29 protein-coding genes are annotated in these 24,337 nt (G+C 72.1%); 15 read left to right on the top strand and 14 right to left on the bottom strand.

The genetic code is table 11. From position 1 onward, the window contains the following. Window positions 1-95: 95 nt before the first annotated feature. The 8 genes from BS80_RS13265 to BS80_RS13235 form a co-directional block, all read right to left on the bottom strand. Window positions 96-1,283 carry a hypothetical protein gene (locus BS80_RS13265; RefSeq protein WP_198045507.1) on the bottom strand — a complete coding sequence of 396 codons (1,188 nt, stop codon included), beginning with the start codon at window positions 1,281-1,283 and terminating at the stop codon, window positions 96-98. Window positions 1,284-1,337: 54 nt separating this feature from the next. After that, on the bottom strand, window positions 1,338-1,550 hold the full coding sequence (locus BS80_RS40750) for a hypothetical protein (RefSeq protein WP_157536230.1): 213 nt from the start codon (window positions 1,548-1,550) through the stop codon (window positions 1,338-1,340). Beyond that, on the bottom strand, window positions 1,547-3,238 hold the full coding sequence (locus tag BS80_RS37700; RefSeq protein WP_051966531.1) for an FAD-dependent oxidoreductase: 1,692 nt from the start codon (window positions 3,236-3,238) through the stop codon (window positions 1,547-1,549). The genes BS80_RS40750 and BS80_RS37700 overlap by 4 nt, the downstream gene beginning before the upstream one ends. Before the next feature lie 4 nt (window positions 3,239-3,242). Further along, window positions 3,243-3,905 (bottom strand): ferric reductase-like transmembrane domain-containing protein, encoded by a 663-nt coding sequence (locus BS80_RS37695; RefSeq protein ID WP_051966530.1) that lies wholly within the window; start codon window positions 3,903-3,905, stop codon window positions 3,243-3,245. A gap of 254 nt (window positions 3,906-4,159) precedes the next feature. Beyond that, window positions 4,160-5,668, bottom strand: a complete 1,509-nt coding sequence (locus BS80_RS13250) for a HAMP domain-containing sensor histidine kinase (protein WP_083974580.1) — start codon at window positions 5,666-5,668, stop codon at window positions 4,160-4,162. Next, window positions 5,665-6,393: a response regulator transcription factor gene (locus BS80_RS13245; RefSeq protein ID WP_035796706.1), complete on the bottom strand. Its 729-nt coding sequence runs from the start codon at window positions 6,391-6,393 to the stop codon at window positions 5,665-5,667. The genes BS80_RS13250 and BS80_RS13245 overlap by 4 nt, the downstream gene beginning before the upstream one ends. Window positions 6,394-6,445: 52 nt before the next feature. Continuing rightward, complete coding sequence (locus BS80_RS40745) at window positions 6,446-6,661, bottom strand: hypothetical protein (RefSeq protein ID WP_157536229.1); 216 nt, start codon at window positions 6,659-6,661, stop codon at window positions 6,446-6,448. 60 nt (window positions 6,662-6,721) lie between these two features. After that, window positions 6,722-7,810 carry a PP2C family protein-serine/threonine phosphatase gene (locus BS80_RS13235; RefSeq protein WP_035796701.1) on the bottom strand — a complete coding sequence of 363 codons (1,089 nt, stop codon included), beginning with the start codon at window positions 7,808-7,810 and terminating at the stop codon, window positions 6,722-6,724. A 128-nt stretch (window positions 7,811-7,938) separates the two neighbouring features. On the opposite strand from BS80_RS13235, the gene BS80_RS13230 reads away from it, so the two are divergent. Further along, the gene (locus BS80_RS13230) at window positions 7,939-9,339 is read left to right on the top strand and encodes an outer membrane protein assembly factor BamB family protein (protein WP_035796698.1); all 1,401 of its coding nucleotides are present in this window, start codon (window positions 7,939-7,941) and stop codon (window positions 9,337-9,339) included. Between the two features lie 33 nt (window positions 9,340-9,372). On the opposite strand, the gene BS80_RS13225 is transcribed toward BS80_RS13230, so the two are convergent. Continuing rightward, the gene (locus BS80_RS13225; RefSeq protein ID WP_232246450.1) at window positions 9,373-10,449 is read right to left on the bottom strand and encodes a spore photoproduct lyase family protein; all 1,077 of its coding nucleotides are present in this window, start codon (window positions 10,447-10,449) and stop codon (window positions 9,373-9,375) included. 169 nt (window positions 10,450-10,618) lie between these two features. Between BS80_RS13225 and BS80_RS13220 the strand changes: the two genes are divergently transcribed. Beyond that, complete coding sequence (locus BS80_RS13220) at window positions 10,619-11,083, top strand: HD domain-containing protein (protein WP_035796695.1); 465 nt, start codon at window positions 10,619-10,621, stop codon at window positions 11,081-11,083. Between the two features lie 25 nt (window positions 11,084-11,108). On the opposite strand, the gene BS80_RS13215 is transcribed toward BS80_RS13220, so the two are convergent. Then, window positions 11,109-11,537, bottom strand: coding sequence for a gamma-glutamylcyclotransferase family protein (locus tag BS80_RS13215; RefSeq protein ID WP_035796693.1), 429 nt, complete (start codon window positions 11,535-11,537; stop codon window positions 11,109-11,111). Window positions 11,538-11,650: 113 nt separating this feature from the next. On the opposite strand from BS80_RS13215, the gene BS80_RS13210 reads away from it, so the two are divergent. The 7 genes from BS80_RS13210 to BS80_RS13180 all read left to right on the top strand — a co-directional run bounded on the left by BS80_RS13210 (window position 11,651) and on the right by BS80_RS13180 (window position 19,643). Beyond that, window positions 11,651-11,887: a hypothetical protein gene (locus BS80_RS13210; protein WP_035796689.1), complete on the top strand. Its 237-nt coding sequence runs from the start codon at window positions 11,651-11,653 to the stop codon at window positions 11,885-11,887. Window positions 11,888-12,143: 256 nt separating this feature from the next. Beyond that, on the top strand, window positions 12,144-13,967 hold the full coding sequence (locus BS80_RS13205) for a peptide-N4-asparagine amidase (protein WP_051966527.1): 1,824 nt from the start codon (window positions 12,144-12,146) through the stop codon (window positions 13,965-13,967). A gap of 651 nt (window positions 13,968-14,618) precedes the next feature. After that, complete coding sequence (locus tag BS80_RS13200) at window positions 14,619-16,697, top strand: sensor histidine kinase (protein WP_051966526.1); 2,079 nt, start codon at window positions 14,619-14,621, stop codon at window positions 16,695-16,697. After that, window positions 16,694-17,149 carry a roadblock/LC7 domain-containing protein gene (locus BS80_RS13195; protein WP_035796687.1) on the top strand — a complete coding sequence of 152 codons (456 nt, stop codon included), beginning with the start codon at window positions 16,694-16,696 and terminating at the stop codon, window positions 17,147-17,149. Before BS80_RS13200 ends, BS80_RS13195 begins: the two co-directional genes overlap by 4 nt. Before the next feature lie 20 nt (window positions 17,150-17,169). Next, window positions 17,170-17,694: a DUF742 domain-containing protein gene (locus tag BS80_RS13190; RefSeq protein WP_157536227.1), complete on the top strand. Its 525-nt coding sequence runs from the start codon at window positions 17,170-17,172 to the stop codon at window positions 17,692-17,694. Between the two features lie 67 nt (window positions 17,695-17,761). After that, a complete protein-coding gene (locus tag BS80_RS13185; RefSeq protein WP_232246449.1) occupies window positions 17,762-18,334 on the top strand; it encodes a GTP-binding protein in 573 nt (190 codons plus the stop codon). 70 nt (window positions 18,335-18,404) lie between these two features. Next, on the top strand, window positions 18,405-19,643 hold the full coding sequence (locus BS80_RS13180) for a styrene monooxygenase/indole monooxygenase family protein (protein ID WP_035796682.1): 1,239 nt from the start codon (window positions 18,405-18,407) through the stop codon (window positions 19,641-19,643). Window positions 19,644-19,715: 72 nt separating this feature from the next. Here BS80_RS13180 and BS80_RS13175 read toward each other — a convergent pair whose 3' ends face one another. Both BS80_RS13175 and BS80_RS13170 read right to left on the bottom strand, forming a co-directional pair. Continuing rightward, the gene (locus BS80_RS13175; RefSeq protein WP_157536225.1) at window positions 19,716-19,877 is read right to left on the bottom strand and encodes a hypothetical protein; all 162 of its coding nucleotides are present in this window, start codon (window positions 19,875-19,877) and stop codon (window positions 19,716-19,718) included. A gap of 129 nt (window positions 19,878-20,006) precedes the next feature. Continuing rightward, window positions 20,007-20,246 (bottom strand): hypothetical protein, encoded by a 240-nt coding sequence (locus tag BS80_RS13170; RefSeq protein WP_035796677.1) that lies wholly within the window; start codon window positions 20,244-20,246, stop codon window positions 20,007-20,009. 104 nt (window positions 20,247-20,350) lie between these two features. Between BS80_RS13170 and BS80_RS13165 the strand changes: the two genes are divergently transcribed. Genes BS80_RS13165 through BS80_RS13145 form a run of 5 tightly spaced genes read left to right on the top strand, consistent with a single transcriptional unit; the run spans window position 20,351 to window position 22,148 of the window. Then, window positions 20,351-21,217 (top strand): helix-turn-helix domain-containing protein, encoded by an 867-nt coding sequence (locus BS80_RS13165; protein ID WP_063771950.1) that lies wholly within the window; start codon window positions 20,351-20,353, stop codon window positions 21,215-21,217. After that, the gene (locus BS80_RS13160) at window positions 21,184-21,390 is read left to right on the top strand and encodes a DUF397 domain-containing protein (protein WP_035796674.1); all 207 of its coding nucleotides are present in this window, start codon (window positions 21,184-21,186) and stop codon (window positions 21,388-21,390) included. The genes BS80_RS13165 and BS80_RS13160 overlap by 34 nt, the downstream gene beginning before the upstream one ends. 46 nt (window positions 21,391-21,436) lie before the next feature. After that, on the top strand, window positions 21,437-21,643 hold the full coding sequence (locus BS80_RS13155; RefSeq protein ID WP_035796673.1) for a DUF397 domain-containing protein: 207 nt from the start codon (window positions 21,437-21,439) through the stop codon (window positions 21,641-21,643). A gap of 46 nt (window positions 21,644-21,689) precedes the next feature. Beyond that, on the top strand, window positions 21,690-21,896 hold the full coding sequence (locus BS80_RS13150) for a DUF397 domain-containing protein (RefSeq protein ID WP_035796671.1): 207 nt from the start codon (window positions 21,690-21,692) through the stop codon (window positions 21,894-21,896). A 51-nt stretch (window positions 21,897-21,947) separates the two neighbouring features. Then, window positions 21,948-22,148 (top strand): DUF397 domain-containing protein, encoded by a 201-nt coding sequence (locus tag BS80_RS13145; protein ID WP_157536274.1) that lies wholly within the window; start codon window positions 21,948-21,950, stop codon window positions 22,146-22,148. Window positions 22,149-22,185: 37 nt separating this feature from the next. On the opposite strand, the gene BS80_RS13140 is transcribed toward BS80_RS13145, so the two are convergent. Together BS80_RS13140 and BS80_RS13135 are read right to left on the bottom strand one after the other, a co-directional pair. Beyond that, window positions 22,186-22,845, bottom strand: a complete 660-nt coding sequence (locus BS80_RS13140) for a GNAT family N-acetyltransferase (RefSeq protein WP_035796665.1) — start codon at window positions 22,843-22,845, stop codon at window positions 22,186-22,188. 154 nt (window positions 22,846-22,999) lie between these two features. Then, window positions 23,000-23,401: a winged helix-turn-helix transcriptional regulator gene (locus BS80_RS13135; protein WP_035796663.1), complete on the bottom strand. Its 402-nt coding sequence runs from the start codon at window positions 23,399-23,401 to the stop codon at window positions 23,000-23,002. Window positions 23,402-23,499: 98 nt separating this feature from the next. Between BS80_RS13135 and BS80_RS13130 the strand changes: the two genes are divergently transcribed. Then, on the top strand, window positions 23,500-24,252 hold the full coding sequence (locus BS80_RS13130; protein WP_035796660.1) for a glucose 1-dehydrogenase: 753 nt from the start codon (window positions 23,500-23,502) through the stop codon (window positions 24,250-24,252). Window positions 24,253-24,337: the final 85 nt, after the last annotated feature.

Below are 24,337 nucleotides of genomic sequence, written 5' to 3'. Positions count from 1 at the left end.
GTTTTGCTGGTAGGGGGAAGTCGGCGATGCCGACTTCTGGGTCCGGATGATGGCTGACCGCCCGCGCGTTCGGGCGCATGACGGGCGGCGGGTGGTTACCGGGTGACGGGGCAGGCGAGGTTGGTGACGGAGGCGGCCAGGCGTTGGGAGAGGAAGGTGAGGAGGGATTGGCCGGCGGTCGGGGAGGGGGCGGTGGCGGTGAAGGGCTGGTCGAGGGTGATCCGCCGGGCGCCGAGGGTGGCGAGGCTGGTGCAGTAGGCGGTGGCGGAGCCGTTGGCGGCGGCGCTGAGGCGGGGTTGGTCGACGCCGGCGCGGTAGAGGTTGGTCTTGGTGGTGCTTCGGTGGTTGTTGTCGAGGACCATCGGGTCGTTGAGCGGGACCAGGGCCACCGGATCGGCTTGGAACTTCGCCGCCTGGAGCTCGTTGAGGGCCAGCGACGTGCCCCGGGCGCCCGGGTCGCCGAGGTCGGGGGCGGTCCACGGGGTGCAGCCGAGGGCGGGGTCGACGAACTGCGTGAGCAGCAGGTTGTCGCTGCCGTTGACCAGGGAAGTGGCGTGCAGTCGGGCGGAGTTGGCGGCGGTCTTCTGGGCGGTGGCGCCCCGGGCGGTCGCCAGGTACTCGGTGGTGACGTTGTCGCTCTGGTCCTGGTCCACCAGGCCGAAGTCGCGGGTGGTCTGGCAGGGCAGGCCGTCGCGGCCGGTGCCCAGCGGCGGGACGGTCAACTTGCCCGCCTGCTCTGCCGAGTTGGCCGCGGTGAAGAAGGCCGGGGCGTTGCAGTAGGCGAACTGGCCGAACGGTTGCCCGGGGGTGCCGTTGACACAGGGCCCGCCGCCCGTGAGGGTCAGCACGTCGCCGTTGAAGCCGAACCACAGCCCCACCACCGCGCCGGCCGGCAGCGTCGGGACGACGGGGGCGGCGGCGGGCCTGCGCCCCCGGTCGGTGACCAGCGGGCTGTAGACGGAGACCGTGCCGGTGGCCGGATCGATCACGGTGGCCTGCACGAAGGCCGACTGGTTGACGTTGCTCTCGTGACACGGGCCCTTGGCGGGGTCGGTGGCGGTCAACTGGTAGGGGGTGGACAGGCCGTGGGCACTGAGCGGATCGGCGGGGACGAGCAGCGAGCAGTTCGGGTCGGGCACCGCCGGCGTGGTGGCGGCGAAGGAGAGGCTGAGCAGCGCCGAGGCGGCGACCAGCACGCCACCACCCGCCAGGCTCAGCACGGTGATCCGGCGGCGACGCTGGCGGGAGCGGCGTTGGCCACGGGGACGACGGGGGAAGGGCATCGGGAACCTCCGGGAGAGGGAGCGTCAGGAGCGGGAGGGTCAGGAGCGCGGGCGTCAGGGGGCGATCCGGGCGACCGGCGCCCGGCTGGGGGGCATCGGCGGTGCGGTCAGCAGTACCGCCGCGTAGGCGGCTGTCGCGACGGCCATCACGGCGACGATGCACAGCCAGCGGATCTGCAGGACCGCGGGGAGTGCGAGCAGCCGGCGCACCGGGCCGCCGTACGGGGAGGGCGCGCTGCGACGTCGGCGCGTCCCTCGGCGGCTCATCGGTGCTTCCGGCGGCCGAGCGGCCGGGGGTGGGCGGTGTGGGCGGTGTGCGAGAAGCGGGTGGCCGGCAGGTGCGGGTGGACGAGGCCGATCCGGTCGCGGTAGGCGAGGAGTTCGCGCGGCATGTCGAAGGCCACGGCGGCGACCAGTTGGGCGCCCTGCGGGGTGTCGCGGTGGTAGGCGGCCACGAAGCGCTCCGAGCGTAGCGAGCCCTCGACGATCTCCATCCGCTCGCCCAACGCCGGTATCCCGACCGCCTGCAGGCGCATCCCGTGCTGCTCGGACCAGAACCGCGGTACCGGCGCGAACGGCTGGGCGTCGACCGGGCCGTGCAGCAGCGAGTCGGCGGCGTGTTGGCCCATCTCCACGGCGTGGATCAGGTGTTCGACGCGGCGCGGGACGGCGTCGAAGCGGATGTTGGGCCAGCTGGCCACGTCGCCCGCGGCCACGATGCCGGGGACCGGACGGCCGGCGAGGTTGAGCGCGTGGCAGGTGGGCGCGCACCGGACGCCGTCGGTGATGTCCAGTCCGCTGCCGCTCAGCCAGTCCGTCCGGGGCAGTCCGCCCAGTCCGAGGACCACGAGGTCGACCTCGACCGACTCACCGTCGTCCAGGCGCAGGAGCAGCCCGTCGCCGGTGTCGATCCAGTCGGTGATCCGGGTGTTCAGCCGGACGTCGACGCCGGCCCGTTGCTGGATGCGTCCCACCACCTCGCCGAGCCGGTTGCCGAGCACCCGCCGCAGCAGCGGGGCGCCGTGCGCGACCAGGGTGACGTCCATGCCGTGTTCCCGTGCGGTGCAGGCCAGTTCGCAGCCGACGAAGCCGCCGCCGAGGATCAGCACGTGGTGGAACCGGGCGGCGTGCATGGCCTGCTGGATCGCGACCGCGTCCTCCAGCGTGCGGAGCGTCCGGATCCGGTCGCTGATCACCGGGGTCTCGGGCAGTCGCTTGGCGTCGACGCCGGTGGCGATCACCAGGCCGTCGTAGCGCAGGCGTTCGCCGCCACGCAGCAGGACGGCCTTCGCGGCCGGGTCCAGCCCGACCAGATGCGAGCCGAGCAGCCAGTGCGCGTCGAGCGTGTCGTCCTCGGCGTGGAAGGACAGGTCCTCGCCGCCGAGTTCACCCGCCAGGAACTGCTTGGAGAGCGGCGGCCGGCTGTACGGGCGGTGCAACTCCTCGCCGACGAGCACGAGTTCCCCGTCGAAGCCGCGCTCGCGTAGTCGGGCGGCCGCGCTGAGGCCGGCCAGTCCGGCGCCGGCCACCACGATCCGGTCCGCGCTGGTGCCGGCACTCCCGGCGCCATCGCCGACGCTCGCCCGGCCGGGGCGTCGGGCCGACGCGGGACGGCCGGGGAGCGGACGGACCGGAGAGGGCCCGGCGGGCGCGGGCCGGGCGGGAAGGGGGCGGCCGGCGCCGGCGCCGCGCAGCTCGATGGCCTGCATCGGGCAGCAGCGGGCGGCCTGGCGCGCCTGGGCCGCGAGCGGGGCGGGCACGTTCCCCGTGTAGTGCAGCGAGCCCCCTTCGGAGATCCGGAAGACCTCGGGCGCCTCCTGCTGGCAGATCCCGTAGATGTGGCAGCGGTTGTTGTCGACGCTGACCCGCAGCGGGGCGTGTTCCGCGACCAGTTGGGGCCGGATCGGCGAAGTGGGGGCGGGTGCGGGTGCGAGAACCGGGAGTTGGGTGTTCACAGGTTCACCTCACCTGGCTTCCTGGGTAGTTGAGGAGTCGGGACCGGGAGGGCAGCACGCGGATCACGAAGGCGAACAGGCAGGCGCCCGCTCCTGCGGCGACCCCCACGGCGACCAGGTCGAAATGCCGTGGCTCGGGGTGGACGGTGAAGATGTGCAGCCAGATCAGCGCGAAGGCCAGATAGCCGAGTTGGTGGAATCTCAGCCAGCGCCGGTAGCCCAGCCGCCGTTGCAGCCAGACCGAGCACCCGACGGCGATCGCCAACTCCAGTCCCATCACCCCGAGTCCGACCGGGACGCGTTGCAGTCCCCCGGCGAACGGGACGATCAGGTCGAGGGAGCCGATGTCCCAGACCGGCTGGTACAGGAAGGTCAGGCCGTGCAGCGCGCCGAAGATCAGGGCGGAGAGCGCCACGGTCATGTGGGCGCCGTAGACCGTGGGGCGGTTGACGATGCGCTGGAAGTACCGCATCCGCAGGATCGTGCCGAGCACCAGTGCGGACACCAGGAGGACGTAGGCGATCAGCGCGGTGAGCCGCGCCAGGTGGTGGACTCCGTAGTCGTAACTCAGGTGTCTGGTGTAGGCGTCCAGAGCGGAGCCCGGGATGGGGCTGCCCGGCTGGGGTGTCGGCGCGGAGGTGAGTCGAGACGCCGCATCAGCAGTCATGGTGGTGGATCCCTTGCCTCGTGTCTGCTCGCGGCAGGGCAGTCGGCTGCCGGCCACCGGTCGAGCACACGCCGGTCCTCGGCTGTCCGGGGCCGGCAAGGCCGATCGTATGAGCTGTGACCGACCGGGTATGCGGCCGCAGGCCCTACCTAACGAAGCCCTAAGGTTCCGCTCAGGTGGGGCTTCGGGCGTGGCACAGCCAAAGCTGACGGAACGTCAGGTCAGATGGTATGGACCTAGTGCCTGACGCGGCACTAGCGGCTGCGGGCCCGGCGGCGGCGACGCTGCTCGGTCCAGGCCGCGTGCAGCGGGCGGCGCGGCCCGACGACCAGGCCGAGTTCCACCTCCATCCGGGTGCCGCCCAGCGCGCTGGGCGTGATCCGCAGGGCGCCGCGGGTCGAGGTGGCGGTGCGCCGGACGATGTCCAGGCCGAGGCCGGTGGACCCGCCGTCGCTGACGCCGCGCGCCAGCACGCTGTCCGGGTCCTCGATGCCCTCGCCGCCGTCCTCGACCACCAGGACGACGCTCTGCGCGGTCCGTTGGACGCTCACCTCGAACGGCGCCCCGCGCGGGGTGTGCCGGAAGACATTGCCGACCAGCGCGTCGACGACCACCGCCAGGTCGTCCGGCGGCAGTGCGACGGGCGTCGGCTCGTCGGTGGCGGCGAAGGAGCAGCGGCGGTTCTGCTGGGTCGCCAGCACCGACCAGAAGCCGACCCGGTGCCGCGCGACCTCGGACACCTCGCAGCCTGCCCCGGCCCGCCGCCCGACGGTCCGCGCGGCCACCCCGGGCGCACCCACACCCGTACCGACACCCGTACCGACAGCGCCACCCGCACCCGCGGCACCGCCCGCACGCGAGCCGGAACCGCCGTCCCCTCCCGGCCGGTTGGTGGGCAGGGGGGCGCGGGCGGCCCGGATGACGGAGTCCAGCTCGGACTCCATCTGGTGGATCGCCGCGGACACCCGCTCCGCCCCCGGCACCGGCCCGACCTGCTCGCTGGCCAGGTACAGCGCCGTCAGCGGGGTCCGGAGCCGGTGCGACATGTCGGCGATCAGCTCGCGCTCGTTCGCGAGGAGGGCGCTGATCCGGTCGGCCATCGCGTTGAAGGCCAGCCCCGCCGCGCGCACCTCCCGGGCGCCGGCCGGGTCCACCCGGACGTCGAGGTCGCCGCCGCCCAGCGCGTCCGAGGCCTCGGAGACACCGCGCAGCGAGCGGGCGATCCGGGCGCCCAACCGCTCGGCCAGCAGCACCGATGCCAGTACCAGGGCGGCGCCCAGCGCGCCCAGCGCCGTCCAGTAGGTGGTCAGGCCCCGGGACAGCTCGGCCGACGGGACGAACACCTCGACCACCGCGACCCGCGCGTCGGCCAGCACCACCGGTTGCAGGTAGTCCCAGCCGCCGGGCACGTCGTACCCGGCCGTCTCGCGCCCCTGGACGGCGCCCAGCAGCCGGTTCGACGGGGCGTGGCTGGTGCCGACCACGCTCCCGTCGGGGAGGTGCACGGACAGTTGCCCCGGCGCCCCGGCCCGGGCCGCGACCTGGTCCAGCGCGTCGGGGGCCTCGGGGTCGTCCGGCCCGTCGGGTTCGGCGGAGGGGCCCGAGACGGCCAGCACGGGTGCCAGGGCGGCGGCTCGTTGCTGCGCCCGGGCGACCACCTGGCTGCGCAGGTGGGTCTGCGTCAGCAGCGCGAGCGGGATCAGGAAGGACAGCACGGCCGTGGAGGTCACCGCCAGGGCGACCCTGGCCAACAGCCCTCTCACGCAGGGCAGACGAGCTTGACGCCGACGCCCCGGACGGTGTGCAGGAACCGCGGCTGCGCCGCGTTCTCACCCAACTTGCGCCGCAGGCAGGACAGGTGGACGTCGACCGTCTGTTCGTCCAGGTAGGCCCGGCGCCACACCTCACTGAGGATGCGCTGCCGGGAGACCACCTGCCCGGTGTGCTCGGCCAGGAACGCCAGCAGGTCGAACTCCCGACGGGTGAGCTGCACGTCCTGTCCGGCCAGCTGGACCACCCGCGCCAGCGGGTCGATCCGCAGCTCCCCGATCACCATCGGGGAGCTGCCGCCGCTGCCGGGCAGGCCCCCGCCGCCGCCCTGCGCCTGCGGCGCACCGGCAGCCGCCGGCAGGCAGCGGCGCAGGACGGCCTCCAGCCGCGCCGCCAGCTGCCCGCCGGAGAAGGGCTTGACCAGGTAGTCGTCGGCGCCCGCGTTGAGCAGCCTGATGATCTCCAGGTCGTCGTCCCGGGCGGTCGCGACCAGCACCGGGACTCTGGACAGCCCGCGGATCATGCGCAGCGCGTCGGCGCCGTCGATGTCGGGCAGCCCCAGATCCAGCACCACCGCGTCCGGTGGGGACTGGGTGATCTCGCGCAGCGCACCGAAACCGTCGGGTGCGCTGCGCACCAGATGCCCGCAGGTGCTCAGGCTCTGTATCAGCGATGTGCGGATGATCGGATCGTCTTCGACGACGAGGACGGACGCCATGAGGCACACGGTAGCCGATGCGTCAGGATGGCCCCATGAAACCGGTCTGGCGCTATCCGCTGATCTGGTTGGTGTGCACAATCGCCAGCGTCGGCACCGTACTTCTGGCCGTGCACGGTGAGCTGCGGGCGCCCGACACGCAGTTCCCGGTGGCACCGAAGGCCCCGGCGACGTCCAACGCCCCGCCGGAGCCGGGGGAGATCGGGTCGGCCGCCTCCGGCTCCGTGCCCACCCCCACGCCCACCCCCACGCCCACCCCTGTGCCCACGCCCACCCCTGTGCCCACGCCCGTCGACACGGGAACGCCGGGCGGATCCTGAGACAGAACCTAAGCGCCCGGCAGGCGTTCGACGGCGACTATCGCGGCGTCGTCGCCGAGGTGGCCGCCCGCGTGGGCCAGCAGGTCCGTGCGGAGGTGATCGAGGAGGACGGCCGGCTGCTCGCCGTCCCAGGCGGTGATCCGCTCGGTGAGCGGGTAGAAGGCGCGCGTGCTGTCGCGGGCCTCGATCACGCCGTCGGTGTAGATCAGCAGCCGGTCGCCCGGCTCGAAACCGAAGGCGTCCGGCTGGTACGGGACGGCCGCCAGCGCGCCCAGGCCCAGCGGCGGCGCGGGCCGGCTCGGGTCCAGCGCCCGCACCCGGCCGTCGCGCAGCAGCAGCGGTGAGGGGTGGCCGCAGTTGACGATCTGGATCTCGCCGCCGTCGTCCGGGATGTCGAGCAGCACCGCGGTGATGAACGACTCGGTCTCCGCGCTGTCCCAGCTGACGCTGGCGTCCAGGTGGGCGGCCAGCTCCGGCAGGCCGGTCTGCAGATGTGCGGCCGCCCGGAACGCGCCGAGCAGCAGCGCGGCGTCACTGAGCGAGGGCAGGCCCTTGCCGCGGACGTCGCCGACCAGCAGCCGGGTGCTGGTGGCCGTCCGGGTGGCCGCGTACAGGTCGCCGCCGATCTGCGCCTCGGCCTCGGCGGCCAGGTAGACGGAGGCGATCCGCAGCCCGGCGACCCGCGCGGGCAGCGGTCGCAGCAGGACGCGCTGCGCCGCCTCCGAGACCGAGCGCACCTGCACCAGCTCACGGGCGTGCCGGCCGCGCACCGCGCAGAAGACCACCACCAGGGCCGAGACCACGATCAGCGCGGCGATCTGGGTCAGGTGGTTGGCCGTCGTCAGCCCGTCGCGCATCACCCCGATCACGGTCAGTGCCGCCACGGCCAGCACGCTGATCAGCGCGGTGAGCCGGGTGCCGGCGAACGCTGCCGTGATCGCGGGGGCCACCACGAGCAGCGGGCCGAGATGGATGTCCGGCGGGGAGAGGACGTCGGCGACCGTGATCACCGCGATCAGCGCGAGCGGCAGCAGCACCAGCGCCCCGGCCGGTCGCCGGGGCTGGTGGGTCCTCTCGGATCGTTGCCGCTCGGGCACCTCTCCTGACTACACCCCGGCCGCCGTGGGCGCACCGCGACGCGCAGAGCGGGAGGTGTGCGGGGCGTGGGCTAGGGTCGTGCGGATATCGGGCGCGTCGGGCTGTTCGGGAGCGAAGGGGGCGTCCGGTGGGGGACGACACGGGCGGCACGGGGTTCGTCGGCGGGCTGGAGGAGTTGTCCGACCCGGTGTCGGTGGCCGAGGCGAGGGCGCGGGCGGCGGCGGGCCTCGCGGACGGCGACGGCGATCCCACGTACGGACGGCGTCCCAACCGGCGGCAGCTGCTGATCGGCGCGGGCGCGTTGCTGGCGGGCGGGTCCGCCTGGGCGCTGAGCCGTCCGCACAGCCGTCCGCACAGCGGTCCGCCGGTGGCCGACGCGCCGCAGCCCGTACCGGCGGAGGCCGTGCCGCCGGCCGACCTGTCACCGTCCGGACCGTCACCGTTCGTACCGCCGCCGCCCGCGCCGCCGCGACTCAGTGGCCGCACGGTGCTCTGGAGCTACCAGGGCACCGGCACGTACTCGCTGACCCGCTTCGACCGGAGCCCGACGCTCCCGGTCTTCCTCTCCGACCAGGGCCTGACCGGCCTGGACCCGGACACCGGCAGGTCCCGCTGCCACCTGGACCTGGCACCGGACGTCACGCCGGTGACCGACGGCGGGCAGGTGTTCTGCGGCAGCGGTGTCAGCGGCACTCCCACCGGGCGCCTCGACCGCTACGACCTGGCCACCGGCCGCAGCGACTGGACCTACTCCGGCCCGGGCCCCGCCTCCGCGCAGGGCGCCGGCACGCCGGGTGACATCCAGCCGCTGGCCTGCGACGGCACGACGCTCTACTGCACGAACGAACAGCCCGGCAACGGCCTGACCAGCTCCGTCCTGGTCGCGCTGTCGCTCCAGAGCCGCCAGATCCGCTGGTCCCTCCCCGCCGCGCCGGACTCCTGGCTGCTCTCGGCGGCGCCGGCTCCCGGCGGCCGGCTGATCTGTTCGGACACCCAGGAGCAGCTGGTGGTGGTGAACTGCGCCGACGGCCGCAGGCTCTGGACGACCAAGCTGGACGAGGTGCGCGGCTGGCAGAGCGCCGACGAGCAGCACGTCTACCTGGCGCTGGCCGGCACCGGTATCCAGGCGCTGAACGCGGCGGACGGCACCCCCAGCTGGCGCCTGGCACCCCTGGCGGACTCGGACTGGGGCTACCTGCCGCCGGTGGTCGGCGACGGCGTGGTGTACCTGCTCGGCGGTGACGGAAGCGTGGCCGCGCATGCGGCCGGCGACGGCCGGCGGCTCTGGGCGGCCACCCTGCCGTTCAAGCCGGACAACCGCAACCAGCCGCTGCTGGCGGCCGGCGTCCTGGTGGTCCCCGGCCCCGCGGACGCCGGCGTGGTCGCGCTGGACGCCGCGACGGGCGCCGTCCGGTGGACCTTCCGGGATGCCAGCCCTGCCGCGGACGTCTGGACGGTCAGCACGGACGGCCGGCGCGTCTTCGCCGGCCGCGGGACCTACCTGCACGCGCTGTCGGTCGCCGACTGAGGTGCGCGGCCGGAGCGCTGGGGCCGGCCCGGGTCAGAAGGCGTACCGGATCCGCAGCCAGGGCGCGTGGCGGGCGATCAGGCCGCGCAGCGTCTCCAGCGCGGCGGCCTTGCCGCCGGAGCGGTAGCGGACGTTCCAGCTGCCGTTCTGCGAGCGCTTGGGCTCCTGGATCTCGGGGCGCCAGAGCAGGTCCTCGGCCTTGGGGTGCCAGCCGAGGTTGACCTCGTGCAGCCCGTGGTTGTGCGTCAACATGATGATCTCCGCGGCGGCCTGCGCCTTGACCCCGGCCGGGAGCATGTCGTCCATCCGGCAGAGCAGCTCGGCCCAGTCCGCCTCCCAGCCCTCGCGCAGGACGACGGGGGAGAGGTTGAAGTGCACCTCGTAGCCCGCCTCCAGGAAGTCGCCGGCGGCGGCCAGCCGGGCCGGGACGGGCGTGGTGCGGATGTCCAGCAACCGGGCATCGGCCGGGGGCATCAGCGAGAACCGGATCCGGGTCCGGCCGCGCGGTTCCAGGTCGAGCAGGTCGGGGTTGACCCACTTGGTGGCGAAGGAGGCCTTGGCGCTCGGCCAGCCGCGGAAGGCCCGGATCAGGTCGGCGGTGTTGTCGCAGACCATCGCGTCCACCGCGCAGTCGTTGTTCTCCCCGATGTCGTAGACCCAGGCCGTCGGGTCGCACTGGTTCGGCTCGCCCTTGGGGCCCTGGCGGCGGATGTGCCGCTCCAGGTAGCCGATGGTCTGTTCGATGTTGGTGAAGACGGTGATCGGGTTGGCGTAGCCCTTGCGGCGCGGTACGTAGCAGTACGCGCAGGCGAGCGCGCAGCCGTTGGCGGAGCTGGGGGCGATCCAGTCCGCCGAGCGGCCGTTGGGGCGGGCGGCCAGCGACTTCTTGACCCCGAGCACCAGCACCTCGCTCTTGATCCGCGCCCAGCGCTCGACGTTGCCCTCGTTGCCGTGCAGATGCGGGATCTGCCAGTGCGAGGCCACCTCGATCACCCGCGCCGCCGGGAAGCGTTCCAGCACCTGGCGCCCGCGCGGCGAGGCGGCGGCCGCAGGTTCCGCGTAGATCTCCCGGACGTCGAACAGCTGCAGCGGTCGGCGGGCGAGTGGCACGGCGATTGCCTCCTGGACGAGGGACACGGGACACGGGACGAGGGACGGGCGGTGGGGGACGGTGTCGGGCTCGATTCGTAGCGGCGGTCCCGGCGGATGGGTGCGGAGCGGAGGTTGTTGGAAATCCTCCTGGAAGCCTGCCTCCGGGGCTCGGCGCTACGCTGCCGGGATGACATTTCTGAGCCTGGACGAGGTCGAGGCGGTGGCCCGGCGGGCCCACGCGGGCCAGCTGGACAAGGCCGGGCAGCCGTACGCCGGTCATCTGGAGGCGGTGGCCCGGGGCGTGGCGGCGCGCGGCGGGAGCGCGGAGCAGATCGCCGCCGCCTGGCTGCACGACGCGATCGAGGACGACGCGCTGTCGGCGCAGTGGCTGGCCGCGGCGCCGCTGTCGGAGCACACCAAGCGGCTCGTGCTGGCGCTCACCAAGCGCTCGGGGGAGGAGCCGCGCGACTACGCGGCGCGGATCGCGGCCACCCCGGGCGCGTCCGTCATCAAGGAGGCGGACATGGCGCACAACGCCGACCCGGAGCGCCTGGCCGTCCTGGACCCGGCCACCCGGGACCGGCTGACGGCCAAGTACGCCAGGATGCGCCGACTGCTGCGCGAGGCCGGCGCGGAGGACTCGGCTGGGTGACCGGTGATCGGCTCGGACCGGCTGGTCAGCCGCGCCGGAGCCAGTCGCCGGACGGTATCGGGGCGGGCGCGGCGCGCAGCCGGGCTGACTCGGCGGGACCGGCGAGGTAGACCCAGGCGTCGACCTGCCGGGCGTCGGCGCCGGGACGGACGGCACGCGGCTGGACGGTGACCGGGAGGCTGAGCCGCACGTAGATCCCGCTGCCGTCCGGCAGGCAGTCCTCCAGGTCGTCCAGCGCGGCCAGCACGGCGGGGTAGTCGGCCGGGCGCACGGTGATCAGGTCCCCGTGGACGCGCTGCCCGGGGGCGAGGACGGCGTACGGGTAGCCAGGCCCCCGGTGCAGCGCCGCCCCGTCCAGGACGGCCGGGCGGACCGCCTCGCACCGGCCGCCCAGGTACTGCGCGTGGTTGCGCTGGCCGGGGCGGAGCGTTCCGTAGGCGAAGAAGGGGAGCACGGGCGGGGAGTCTCCTCGAAGGCGGGGCGCGACGGGTCCGACGATTCTGCCCCCGATGCGGGTGGCGCGTCGCGGTCGTACGGTGGGGAAAGGGGCGAGAAAAGGAGTCCGTGATGCCTGGATCCGTCACGATCGGCCACACCGAGGCCGTTGCCACCATCGAGCACGCCGACGCACCACGGCTCGCGGAGCTCTTGGACGAGCTGGGCCACCTGATGGCCGTCCGGGGTCCCAACCGGCTGAGCGACGCGCAGGTCAGCGCGCTCGGCGCGGGGCAGCCGCAGGGCCGCGAGGAACTCGCGCGCTGGTGCCGGACGCTCGCCGCCCAGCTGCACCACGACGGTCGGTGACCGTCCGCCGGTCATAGCCCGCCGCCGCCCCCGACGTCAGCTCCGACGTCGGGGGCGGCGGCACGCCGGGCGGTGACCGGGGGAGGTGGTGGCCGGTGTCGGACGGGGTGTCAGCAGGGCGGCGCGGTGGCCGGAAACGTGGTCCGGAGCCTTGACAGTGATCGCTGCAGCGTGAGTACATGCCAAGCGCATCAATGTCGTCGTGGCGCGGAGCACAGCACAGCACCGTGCGAGGCCGCCGCCGGAGGAAGGCCCGATGAAGACATTCCCGCACCGCCGCCCGCGCGCCCTCGCCGTCCCCGCCGTGGTACTGGCCCTCGCCGCGGCGCTCTGCCTGCCGGTCGCCTCGGCGTCGGCCCTGACCTCGACCTCGGCAACCGGAACCGCTGCCTCCGCCCCGGCGGCCGGAACCGCTGCCCCGGCGGCCGGGCGCGGCCTGATACACGCGGACGCCGCCCCGGCCCCCGCCGACGGCGCACCCGGCAAGGTCGAGACCAACTACGCCGACCCCGCGACCGCGCTGCCCCCGGTCAGCCGTCCGAACGCCCCGCACTGCACGGTCACCGCGATGCAGCACGACTTCGCGAACAGCTACGGCCAGCCCTTCACCGGCACCCTCGCGCCGCCCGCCGACTGCCCCGGGCCCTGGTCGAAGGTCGTCCTGGACTGGAACGGCAGCGTCGCGGGCCGCCAGTACGACCGGCTCGCGGGCGTCTGGATCGGCGGCGCCGAGGTGTTCCGCACCAGTACCCCGGAGCCCGACCCGGCCGGCATCAGCTGGCACGTCGACCAGGACCTCAGCAGCTTCATCCCGCTGCTGCGCACCCCGCAGCCGCTGGTGGTCGACCTCGGAAACATCGTCAATTCCACCTATACCGGCACGTATCACATGACCATGACGGTCACGTACTACCAGGCCGACCGGTCGAACCCCGCGGCCGCCACCGCCGACCAGGTGCTCCCGGTCTCGCAGTCGACCACCGCGCCCGGCTGGTGGACGCTGACCAACGGCCAGAGCGCGACCTCCACCCTCAGCTTCCCGCGCAACCTCACCGCCGCCCACCTCCAGGTGTACGCACGGGGCGGCGGCTGCGAGGAGTTCTGGTACTCCAACGTGCCGGACGCCTACGCCGCCGCGCACCCCGGCTACGGGCTCTGCGGCGGGGGCACCTACCGCGAGGTCCAGGTCCTGGTGGACGGCCGGATCGCCGGGACGGTGCAGCCGTTCCCCGCGATCTACACCGGGGGGATCAGTCCGCTGATGTGGCGGCCGATCCCGAGCATCGACGCGTTCCGCACGCTGCCGTACGACGTCGACCTGACGCCGTTCGCCGGTACCCTGACGGACGGTAGGCCGCACACCGTCACGCTCGTCCCGCCGGCCGGGATCAGCGACGGCTGGACGCTCGACGGCAGCCTCTTCCTGACCACCGACCCGCTGCGCGCGCAGACCACCGGTGCCGTCACCACCGACACCATCACCGCCGCGGCCCAGGTCGCCACCGCGCAGAGCACCACCGCGAACGGCAGCGACCTGATCACCGCCACCGCGGACCGCGACTGGACGGTGGCCGGCTACGTGGACACCTCCCACGGCCGGGTCACCACCCGGATCGAGCGCCACGGCGAGTACCGCAACAGCGACACCATCGCCGACCAGGGCCAGCAGCAGATCACCTCGCAGCGCGACAGCGGCTGGACGGTCACCAGCACCGACGGCGGCCGGGGGTACGGGTCGCCGCAGCTGGTCCGCAGCACCTGGTCCTATCCGATCGACGTCACCAGCACCTACACGCCCGGCGCCGACGCCGACAGCTACCTGGTCAAGGGCCAGGTCACCGTGGCCCGGCACCTGACGGACCAGACGCTGGACGCCTGGCGTCCGCGCCCGGTCGTCTCCACGGACGACGAGCTGACGTCACAGGGTGTGCTGGACCGGCAGTCCGGCACGATCGTGCAGGCCGACGGCAGTGCCTCCGAGCACTACGTCGGCCGGACGGCGGACGGCGGGTGCTACGACCACCGGCTCGCCGCGGACCACGGCTACCTGACGCTGGACCGCCAACACTCCTGCCGCTAGCAGCTGTTCGGCCGCGCGCCCGGATTCCCTCCGGCGCCGCGGGGCTTCCCGGCACCCGTCCGCCGCCCGATCCCGGGGCGGTGGACGGGTGCTGAGGCGTGTCCGGATAACGGGACGGGAGCGAACCGGAATTGAGGACGCAGGGGATTTCCGGTATCGGCAATTCTGTTCGGCGATCGGCCGGCCGGGTCGGGTGGAGTGACAATCCGTGATTCTGCCCGCCCGGTCGGCGGCACGCGCCGGGAGTGCGTCCGCAGGACGGTCGCAGGGTCGGAAGGAGGCCTGGCGGATGCTCAGTTGAGGGGCGGGACACGGTCGGGCCCGGGGGGTGAGATATGCGTCACACCGGGGTCTGTCGGGGCATCTTCGACGTACTCGGTGATACATCCGTGACCTGCGAAAACATCGGACGTCGGGCGGTCGCGTGAAGAATTCGCCAAAGTTGGCGAAAGAGTTGATCTTGTTGATCGACCGTGTTCTACGATTCACTCTTGCGGGTATCAGCGGCGGAACGGGGTGCGGCCGTCTTCCTGAGAGCGATGTCAAGGCCAGGCATGGTCGGGGCAACTGAGGCCTGACGAGATTGAGAGCACCTTGCGTAAGAGGATTACGGGGCGCCGCCGTACCGCCCGGCCGTCAGGTGAGCCGGGCGTGCGCGCCCCTGAACCCGTCGGCGGCACGGCCGCCGGGTCGCTGCTGCTGCGCCGCCGCCCGCCGAGACAGCTCCGGCGCCGGCTGGCCGCCCCCCTGCTGGGACTTCCGGCCCTGACGGCGCTCTCCGGCTGCGGGCTGGCGAGTGGCTCCGGCGCCGCCCCCGCCCTGTGGACCGCGGGCTCCGCCGCCGCCGTCGTCCTGCTGGGCGGCACCGCCGTCGTGGTCCGGCGGGTCACCGCGCGGCCGTTGGAGCGTGCGCGGGACCAGGCCGCGCAGAACCTCGGCGCCCTGCTGGAGGAGCGCGCCGGGTTGGTCGCCGAGCGCGACGCGTACCTCGGCGAACTGCGCACCCAGGCCGCCGAACGCCACCAACTGCTCCAAGGGCGCGACGAACTGCTGCGTCGCCAGGGCGAGTTCACCAAGCAGTGGAACGACGCCGTGGCCGTCCAGACCGAGATGGCCGGTCAGCTGGAGGAGGTGCGGCGCGGGCGCGAGCAGGTCATCTGGGAGCGGGACGAACTCCTCAAGGAGCGCGACGAACTGGCCAAGGAGCGCGACGAGCTCCAGGGCAGCGTCGACGCCACCTTCGTGAACCTGGCGATGCGCACCCTCACCCTGGTCGAGCGACAGTTGGTGCTGATCGAGGCGCTGGAGGGCCGGGAGGCCGACTCCGCCCAGCTGGAGAGCCTGTTCCGGCTCGACCACCTGGCCACCCGGATGCGGCGCAACAGTGAGAACATGCTGCTCCTCGCCGGGATGGAGAACAGCCACCGCAGCCGCAAGACCGTGACGCTGCTGGACGTGGTCCGCGCCGCCGTCTCCGAGATCGAGCGCTACGAGCGGGTCAAGCTCGGCTTCCTGGCCGCCGTCCGGCTGACCGGCTCGGTCGCCGACGACACCAGCCACCTGCTGGCCGAACTCCTGGAGAACGCCACCGCGTTCTCGCCGCCGCAGGACCAGGTCGAGGTCGGCGGCTGGCTGCTGGACAACGGCGAGGTGATGATCTCGGTCGTCGACCGTGGCATCGGCCTGCCCGCCGAGCGGCTGCGGGCCCTCAACGAGCAGCTGGCCGAACCGTCCGAGACGGGCGCCGAGCGACGCGACGCACTGCTCGCGGGTGCGCTGACCGGGCGCAGCATGGGCCTCTTCGTGGTGGCCCGCCTCGCGCGGCGGCACGACATCCGGGTGCAGCTGCGGGAGAACGCGCAGGGCGGCGGGGTCACCGCGATGGTGGTGCTGCCGCGCGAGGCGTTGCAGCAGGACGCCGTCAGCACCGCGGACCTGGACGACCAGCGGCGGGCCGAGCGCACGGTGACGTCGACGGCGGCGCAGGCGCGAGCGGTGGAGGCCGCGGCGGCCGCCGCGCAGCCGGTGCCGCTTGGCACGTTGCCGCTCGGGGCGCTGCCGCGGGTGGCAGCGCAGCGGGGGAGCGGTGCCGGCGGTGCTGGTGCCGGTGCTGCCGACGGCGCTGCGGCGGACGCGGGGTTGCCGGCGCTGCCGCGGCGCAAGCCTGCGGCCGCTCCTGCTCCTGCTCCTGCTCCTGCTGCGGTTGCTCCCGCGCCCGAGCCGACTCCTGCTCCTGCGCCCGCTCCTGCCGTTGCTCCCGTTGCCCCCGTGCCGACTGTCGAGCCGGCGGAGGGTGGTGCTGTCACCCCGATCGGGCTGCCCCGGCGGCTGCCGCGCGGCAACGGGTTGCCCGGGACGGGGGAGACCCCGGCCTCCGGGTTGCGGCGGTTCACGGCGGAGCCCGAGGCGGCTCCCGCTCCTTCGCCCGACCCTGTGGCCGGGGACGCGGTGACCGGCGGCGGACCGCGGCACGCGCAGCCGTCGCCCGTCGAGCCACCGCCCGCCGTTCAGCCGTCCGCGGAGCCGCTGCCCGCAGAGCAGCCGGCCGTGGCGCCGCGTTCGGGGATCTCGCCCGAGGAGTTGCGCCGCAGACTCGGCGGCTTCCAGAGCGGCCTGCGTCAGGCCGCCGCGGAGAGTGCGGCGGCCGAGAGCGCCGCCGCCGCACCGGCCACCCCGACGAGCAGTACCGAAGAGCAACGCCCCGCGCCCGGCGAAGGAGAGGACCGATGACCGACTTCGACTCCGCACGACCGACGCCGGCCTGTCCCGCGGTGAGCCAGGCCGCGAAGAACATCCGCTGGCTCCTCGACGAGTTCCTCGGCACGGTGGGCGGGGTCGCGGACGCCGTCGTCGTCTCGTCCGACGGCCTGTTGCTCGCCGACTCCCGCGCGGGTGTCCGGTCCGACGAACTCTCGGCCATCGTCTCGGCGTTGACCAGCCTGGCGGCCGGGGTGGCCCGGGTGCTGGAGTACGGGGGCGTCCGTCAGACCATGGTGACGATGGACGAGGGACACCTGGTGGTGATGGCGATCAGCGACGGATCCTGTCTCGGTGTCTACGCCACGCTCAGTTGTGAACTGGGCGTGCTGGCCTACCAGATGGCGCTGCTCGTCGAGCGCGCCGGTCACGCGCTGACACCCCAGGTGCGCAGCGAACTCCACCGGGCGATGGCCGTCCGATGAGCCCAGAGGAGGGGGGAGACATGCCCGGTACCACGAGTGGCAGCAGTAGTCACAGCAGTAACAGCAGTAACAGCAGTGGTGGCAGCGGCAGTCGTACCGGCGCTGGTGCCGGACCGCTGCAGGGTGGGCCCGTCCGAGGCCGCCGGAGCGACACGGTCCGTCCGGGCCAGGGGCGTTCGTCCCGGGTGCGGCCGTACGCCATCACCCGTGGGCGGACCAGGTTCGGCCGGGTGCTGCTGGTTGAGACCCTGGTCTCCGCGCTGAACCGGCCGGCCGACCCGGCCGACCGCAGCCTGCCCGAGCTCACCGCGATCTGCGACGTCTGCCGGGGGCAGATGCGGTCCATCGCGGAGATCTCGGCGCTGCTGCGGATCCCGTTGGGGGTGGTGAAGGTGCTGGTCAGCGACCTCGCCGACCAGGGCCGGATCCGTGTGCACGGCGCCGACTCGGTGGACGGCGCGGAGCTGGACGGCGGGGACGAGGTGCCGGGGGCGTCGAAGCGGGATCTGTTGGAGAGGGTGTTGGGTGGACTTCGCAAGCTCTGAGGCGGCGGGCGGTTCGGCCGGTTCCACCGGGTCGGGTCGGCCGGCCATCCCGCCGGGAGTGCCCTTGGTGTCCGGTGGCGCCACCTCCACCAAGATCGTGGTGGCGGGCGGGTTCGGCGTCGGCAAGACCACGCTGGTCCGTTCGGTGTCCGAGATCCCGCCGCTCACCACCGAGGCGGTGATGACCGAGGCGAGCCTCGGGGTGGACGACACCTCCGCCGTCCCCGCGAAGACCTCGACCACCGTGGCGATGGACTTCGGCCGGATCAGCCTGGCGCCCGACCTGGTGCTCTACCTCTTCGGGACCCCCGGGCAGGGCCGCTTCTGGTTCATGTGGGACGACCTGGTGCGCGGCGCGGTCGGCGCCGTCGTCCTGGTCGACACCCGCCGACTGGCCGACTCCTTCCCGGCGTTGGACTACTTCGAGGGCAGCGGGCTGCCGTTCGTGGTGGCGGTCAACCAGTTCGACGACGCTCCGGTCTATTCCGCCGAGGCCGTCCGGGACTCGCTCGCGGTGCCGGACCACATTCCGGTGTTGCTCTGCGACGTACGGCAGCGCTCCTCGACGGTGGAGGTGCTGACCGCCCTGGTGGTCCACGCCCTGGCCGAGGAGCCGGCCGCCGCTCCCGAAATGGTCTGACGCTCCCTCATATTCGTTTCGCGTCAGCCCATTTCTCTCACCAGTACACCTAGCAAGAAGGCAGACAGCGATGCGCAGGATATTGATCGTCGGAGCCGGTCAGGCCGGACTCCAGCTCGCGCTGGGTCTCCAGTCCAACGGCTACGACGTCACGGTGATGACCAACCGCACCGCGGACGAGGTCCGGGACGGGCGGGTGATGTCGACCCAGTGCATGTTCGACACCGCGCTGCAGCACGAGCGGGACCTCGGCATCAACTTCTGGGAGGACGAGACGCCCAGAGTCGAGGGCCTCGGCGTCTCGGTGGCCGGGCCCGACTCCTCCCGGGTGATCGACTGGGTGGGCGTGCTCGACGGCTACGCGCAGTCCGTCGACCAGCGGCTCAAGATGGCCGGCTGGCTGGAGACGTTCGCCCAGCGCGGCGGCCAGGTGGTGGTGCACGGCGTCGCCGTCTCCGACCTGGACTACCTGGCGCGGACCTACGATCTGGTGCTGGTCGCGGCCGGCAAGGGCGAGCTGGTCTCGATGTTCGGCCGCGACGCGAGCCGTTCGCCGTACGAGGCTCCCCAGCGCGCCCTCGCGGTCTCCTACGTCCACGGCCTGGGCCCGCGCCCGGAGCACGACTTCAAGGCCGTGCGCTGCAACCTGGTCCCCGGTGTCGGCGAGCTCTTCGTGATACCCAGCCTGACCACGTCCGGCCCCTGCGACATCCTCTTCTGGGAGGGCATCCCCGGCGGCCCGCTGGACGTCTTCGACCAGGTGAAGGACCCGTCCGAGCACCTGCGGCTCACCCTTGAGCTGATGAAGACCTTCACCCCCTGGGAGTACGACCGCGCCCGCAATGGCGTCGAACTCACCGACGCCGGAGCCACCTTGGCCGGCCGCTACGCCCCCGTGGTCCGCAACCCGATCGGCGAGCTGCCCAGCGGCGGCCTGGTGCTCGGCGTGGCCGACGTCGTCGTCGCCAACGATCCCATCACCGGCCAGGGTTCCAACAACGCCGCCCGCTGCGCCGCCGTCTACCTGGCCGCCATCCTGGCCCACGGCGACAAGCCGTTCGACCGCGACTTCCTGCAGGCCGCCTTCGACCGCTACTGGGCCGACGCCCAGCACGTGACCAAGTGGACCAACGCGATGCTCGGCCCGCCGCCGGAGCACGTCCTCAACCTGATCGGCGCAGCCGGCCAACTCCCGCCCGTGGCCCACCGCTTCGCCAACGGCTTCAACAACCCCGCCGACTTCGAGCACTGGTTCTACGACCCGGAGCTGGCCGGCGCCTACCTCGCCTCGGTCACCCCGCAGTCCTGACGACCTGACGACCTGTCGGTGAGCGCCCGTCCGGTACCGTCCGGCCGGGCGCTCACCGCTGCCCGCATCCGCTTACGCCGGGGTTCGCCGATCGTCCGCGTCCCGGTGGAGCGGGCACCGGCAGGGCGGCCAGGACAGCGGGTCGTGCGACGGCCACTCGGCGGACACCACCTCGCGCGGCGCGAGGTCGATCCGCCGCCCGTCGCCGGTGATCCGGTAGGTGACGATGGTCATCGAGCTCCCGCGCCGCCGCGTCATCTCAACTCCGCACGCACAGCGGGCAGGAGGGCCACCCCAGCGGGCACAGTGGGCGGGACGGACGGCGCAGCCGCGCCCACCAGGCACGGGGTGGTGTCGCGGAGTTCAACTGATCTGCTGCGCACGGTACTTCACTCCATCGCGAACCAGTCCAGCCAGCTGAAGCGCCACGTCGGGCCGGGCCCTGCCGAGATCGACGAGGACGATGCCGGTGACCTCCCCGGGCGAGTCGACGGCGAGGGAGGGGAGTACGGCACTGTCGAGGGCCAGTGCCTCCCTCAACTCGGTTGCTGCTTCGGTGGCTCGCCTGATCGCCTCTTCGATGAGCGTCTTGAGCGGGTGCACGGTGACTCCGTTCTGTAGTCGTTCCACTACCCAGGATCGACATCGGCCCGTACGATCGGAAGGGGTTGGACGTTGACGCTTCCGGCGTGTGAGAGGTGTGGGCGATGTTGGAGCAGGCGGAAATTGACGCGACATCATCTCCGCTGACTCGATTCGGTGGAGATCTTCGCAGGTCACGGCGAGTCAAAGGCTGGTCCCAGGTCGAGCTCGGCCGGCGCATGGGGTTCTCCAATGCGCTGGTGTCGTACGTCGAACGAGGGAAGCGTCCTCCCACGCCTAACTTCGCTGTTAAAGCGGACGAGGCGCTCGGGACCCCGGGCACCTTTTACGAGCTGTGGCGGAGGATCGCCCACGCCGCCCTGCTGGAGGGCTTCGCGGAGTTCGCGGAGTGCGAGGCGCGCTGCCGACGGCTTCGAACGTTTGAATTGGGTGTGATCCCTGGACTGTTCCAGACGCCGGCCTACGCGACGGCGCTGGCTACGGCAGCCGTTCAGCGAGGGAGTATCACCCAGGACCAGGCGGACGAACGGGTCGCATTCCTTGCCAACCGGCAGCAACGGCTGCTGGATCAGAAGTCGCCACCGATCATCCAGGCGGTGCTGGACGAGAGCTGCCTTATGCGTCCGATTGGTGGGCGGCACGTGATGATTGAACAGTTCCACCGGCTTGAGGGACTGGCGGAGCGACCGCACATCACGATCCAGGTTGCCCCGTTCGCTCTGGCGGAGCATCGACCCTTCACCTTGCCTGTGGTCTTGCTGACACAGCCAGACCGTACGGTCGTGGGCTACGCCGAATCCCAGCTGCGGGGCTACCTTGAGCGCAGTCGAGACCCCATCTTGGCGTGGGAAAGGGACTACGATCAGCTTCAGGTGGAGTCGCTGTCAAAGATGGCCTCCCTTGCTACGATTCGCGCTGTTCGGAAGGAACTTGAACGATGCACATCGATCTTGCCGGCGCTCGATGGGTGAAGTCCCGCTACAGCGACAACGGCGGCAACTGCGTAGAGGTCTGCCCGGACTTGGGCGTCGTTGTCCCCGTCCGGGATTCGAAGGACCCGTCCGGTCCCGCTCTGATCTTCGCCGCCGACGTGTTTGCGTCGTTCGTGGCGGGCGTCAAGGCTGGCGAGTTCGGGACTGTCTAGGAGCCGTGTTCGCCACGGTCAGTGCTGTTCGGAAGGAACTTGAACGATGCGCATCGACCTCTCCGGTGCCCGGTGGGTGAAGTCCCGTCACAGCAACAACGGCGGCGACTGCGTGGAGATCGTCCGGGACTTGGGCGTCGTTGTCCCCGTCCGGGATTCGAAGGACCCGGCTGGTCCTGTCCTGGTCTTCGCCGCCGACGTGTTTGCGTCGTTCGTGGCGGGTATCAAGGCTGGCGAGTTCGGGACTGTCTAGGAGCCGTGTTCGCCACGGTCAGTGCTGTTCGGAAGGAACTTGAACGATGCGCATCGACCTCTCCGGTGCTCGATGGGTGAAGTCTCGCTACAGCAACAACGGGGGGTCATGCGTGGAAGTAGCGCCCGACTTCCTTGGCATCGTTCCTGTCCGGGACTCGAAGGACCCCTCCGGTCCGGCCCTGGTCTTCGCGGCCGAGGCGTTTGCGTCGTTCGTAGCGGGTATCAAGGCTGGCGAGTTCGGGGCCGTCTAGGGTCGTGTCCGCTGCGGTCCGCGCTGTTCGGAAGGAACTTGAGTGACACACATCGATCTTTCCAGCGCCCGGTGGGTGAAGTCCCGTCACAGCAACAACGGTGGCAACTGCGTGGAGATCTGCCCGGACTTCGCCGCTGTCGTCCCTGTCCGGGACTCGAAGGACCCCTCCGGTCCCGTCCTGCTCCTCCCCGTCGAGGTGTTCGCGTCGTTCGTCGCGGGCGTCAAGGCGGGCGACTTCGGGAGCGTCTAGCGGCTGCCGGGGGCGGCAGCCGCTACCACTGTCGTCCTCAGGCCGGCGCGTTGGTCGTGGCGCGTGATTGCCTGCGTGCGAGGGCCAGAGCGGTTCGTTGTTCAAGCTTCGCCCGGCAGTCCGGCCACTCCGCCGCGGTGATCGAGAACATCGCGGAGTCGCGGAGCTGCCCGTCCTCGCCCGGCGCCCACGACTGCGACCAGTTCCGCAGCACGCCCTCGAACCGTGCGCCCACCCCCTCGATCGCCGCCCGCGAACGGCTGTTGCGCGCGTCGGTCTTCAAATCGAGGCGTGCCACTCCCCAGGTCTCGAAGGCGTGCCGGAACAACAGGTACTTGGCCTCGGTGTTCACCCCCGTACCTTGGGCCGAGGCCGCGAGCCAGGTGAACCCGACCTCGATCGCGCGCAGGCCGTTCCCTGTCGGCCACAGCCGTGGATCCCAGTAGGCCGTGGCCCCGACCGCCCGCCCCGAGGACCGTTCCACCAGCGCGTACGGGACCAGCTTCCCGGCAGCGGCACGTGCCAGCTGGGTCGTGATGTATCCCTCGACTTCGGCGGCCTCAGGGACCCAGGTGAACCCGTACGAGCTCCGGTCCTCCTTCGCCGCCGAGGTCAGGTCCACCGCATGGCGTTGATCCAACGGCTCCAGGCGCACGAGTGAGCCCTCCAGAACTGGTCCCTCAAACGTGAAACTCATCGGCCATCACTCCAGTACCGGTTCAGATTGCTCGTAGTCCACAGACCCCGGACTCCAGGCCCGAGCGTTCCAGAGCCGGCGCGTCATGTCGCGCGAAATTCGTACGGAGCAAGTCCGCTGGGCAGGGCCTGACAGATCAGCCAGTTCAGCCCGTTCAGCCGTCGGCACTCTGGCTGTCGTACTGCTGCTGAGCGGCGAGGAGCTCGTCTCCGTGTCGGCCGAACCATCCGATGAGACCGGTCAGCGGCCCGGCGAGGCTGACGCCGAGTTCCGTCAGGCTGTAGGTGACCTGGGGCGGGTTGGTGGGCGCGACATCGCGGGCGACCAGCCCGGACCGGGCCAGCGCCTTGAGGTTCTGCGACAGCATCTTCTGGCTGATGCCACCGACGCGTGCGTGCAGCTGCGCGAAGCGGTGCGGGCCGCCGATGAGGGCCGAGATGATCAGTGTCGCCCAGCGGCTTGTCGTCTGATCCATGATCGGCCTGAGCGGGCACTTGTCGAAGGTGTCATGGGTCAGCAGCCTGCTGGCTGTCGCGACCTGCTCTGTTTCCGCCATGACACCAGCTTACAAAAAAGTAGGTACTTCCCAGAAGTAACTGGGCTTCCTACGGTGACTTCTGAAAGCACCAACTCTCAAGGAGCCAAGGAGCCACCGTGAGCAGCAACAACGCCACACGTACGGCGATCGTCACCGGCGCATCGAAGGGCCTGGGCACGGGGATCGCCAAGGCGCTGGCCGATACCGGCGCAGCCGTCGTCGTGAACTACCGGGGGGATGCGAAGGGCGCCGAGCGGGTCGTCGCGGACATCACCGCCAAGGGCGGCCGGGCGATCGCGGTCCAGGCGGACGTGGCCAGCGGCGACGACGTGCGCCGTCTCTTCGACCGGGCGCGGGAGGCCTACGGCCCGGTCGACGTGCTCGTGAACAATGCGGCCGTCGTCACGTTCGCGCCGCTGTCGGGCATCACCGAGGACGAGTTCCAGCGCGAGATGACCACGAACCTCCTGGGGACGATCCTGACCACGCAGGCCCTGGCCTCGCAGGACGACATCGACGACGCGTCGATCATCAACGTCTCGACGGCCGGCACGGTCACCCATCCTCCGTATGCCTCGCTCTACGTCGCGTCCAAGGCCGCCGTCAACGCCTTCACCGTCGTTGCGGCCAAGGAACTGGGCCCGCGCGGCATTCGGGTCAACGCGATCATGCCCGGGCCGTCGGACACCGAGGGCACCAGGGCCATGGGATTCGTCGGGTCGGATCAGGAAGCGCAGGCGATCGCCGCGACCCCGCTGGGGCGCACGGGCACCCCCGACGACTACGGCCCGCTGGTGGCCTTCCTGGCCTCCGACGACGCGCGCTGGATCACCGGGGATGTCATCCTCGCCTCCGGCGGCATGCGCTGACACCCTCGTTCCGAGCGGTCCCCCGGGAGTCGCCCGGGGGACCTCGGTCGGCCCGCCGTCCCGTGGGGGCGGCGGGCCGACGGGT

The organism is Kitasatospora mediocidica KCTC 9733 (genome assembly GCF_000744225.1).
GTDB classification, from domain to species: Bacteria; Actinomycetota; Actinomycetes; order Streptomycetales; family Streptomycetaceae; genus Kitasatospora; species Kitasatospora mediocidica.
This window is presented reverse-complemented; position numbering and strand designations above follow the sequence as displayed.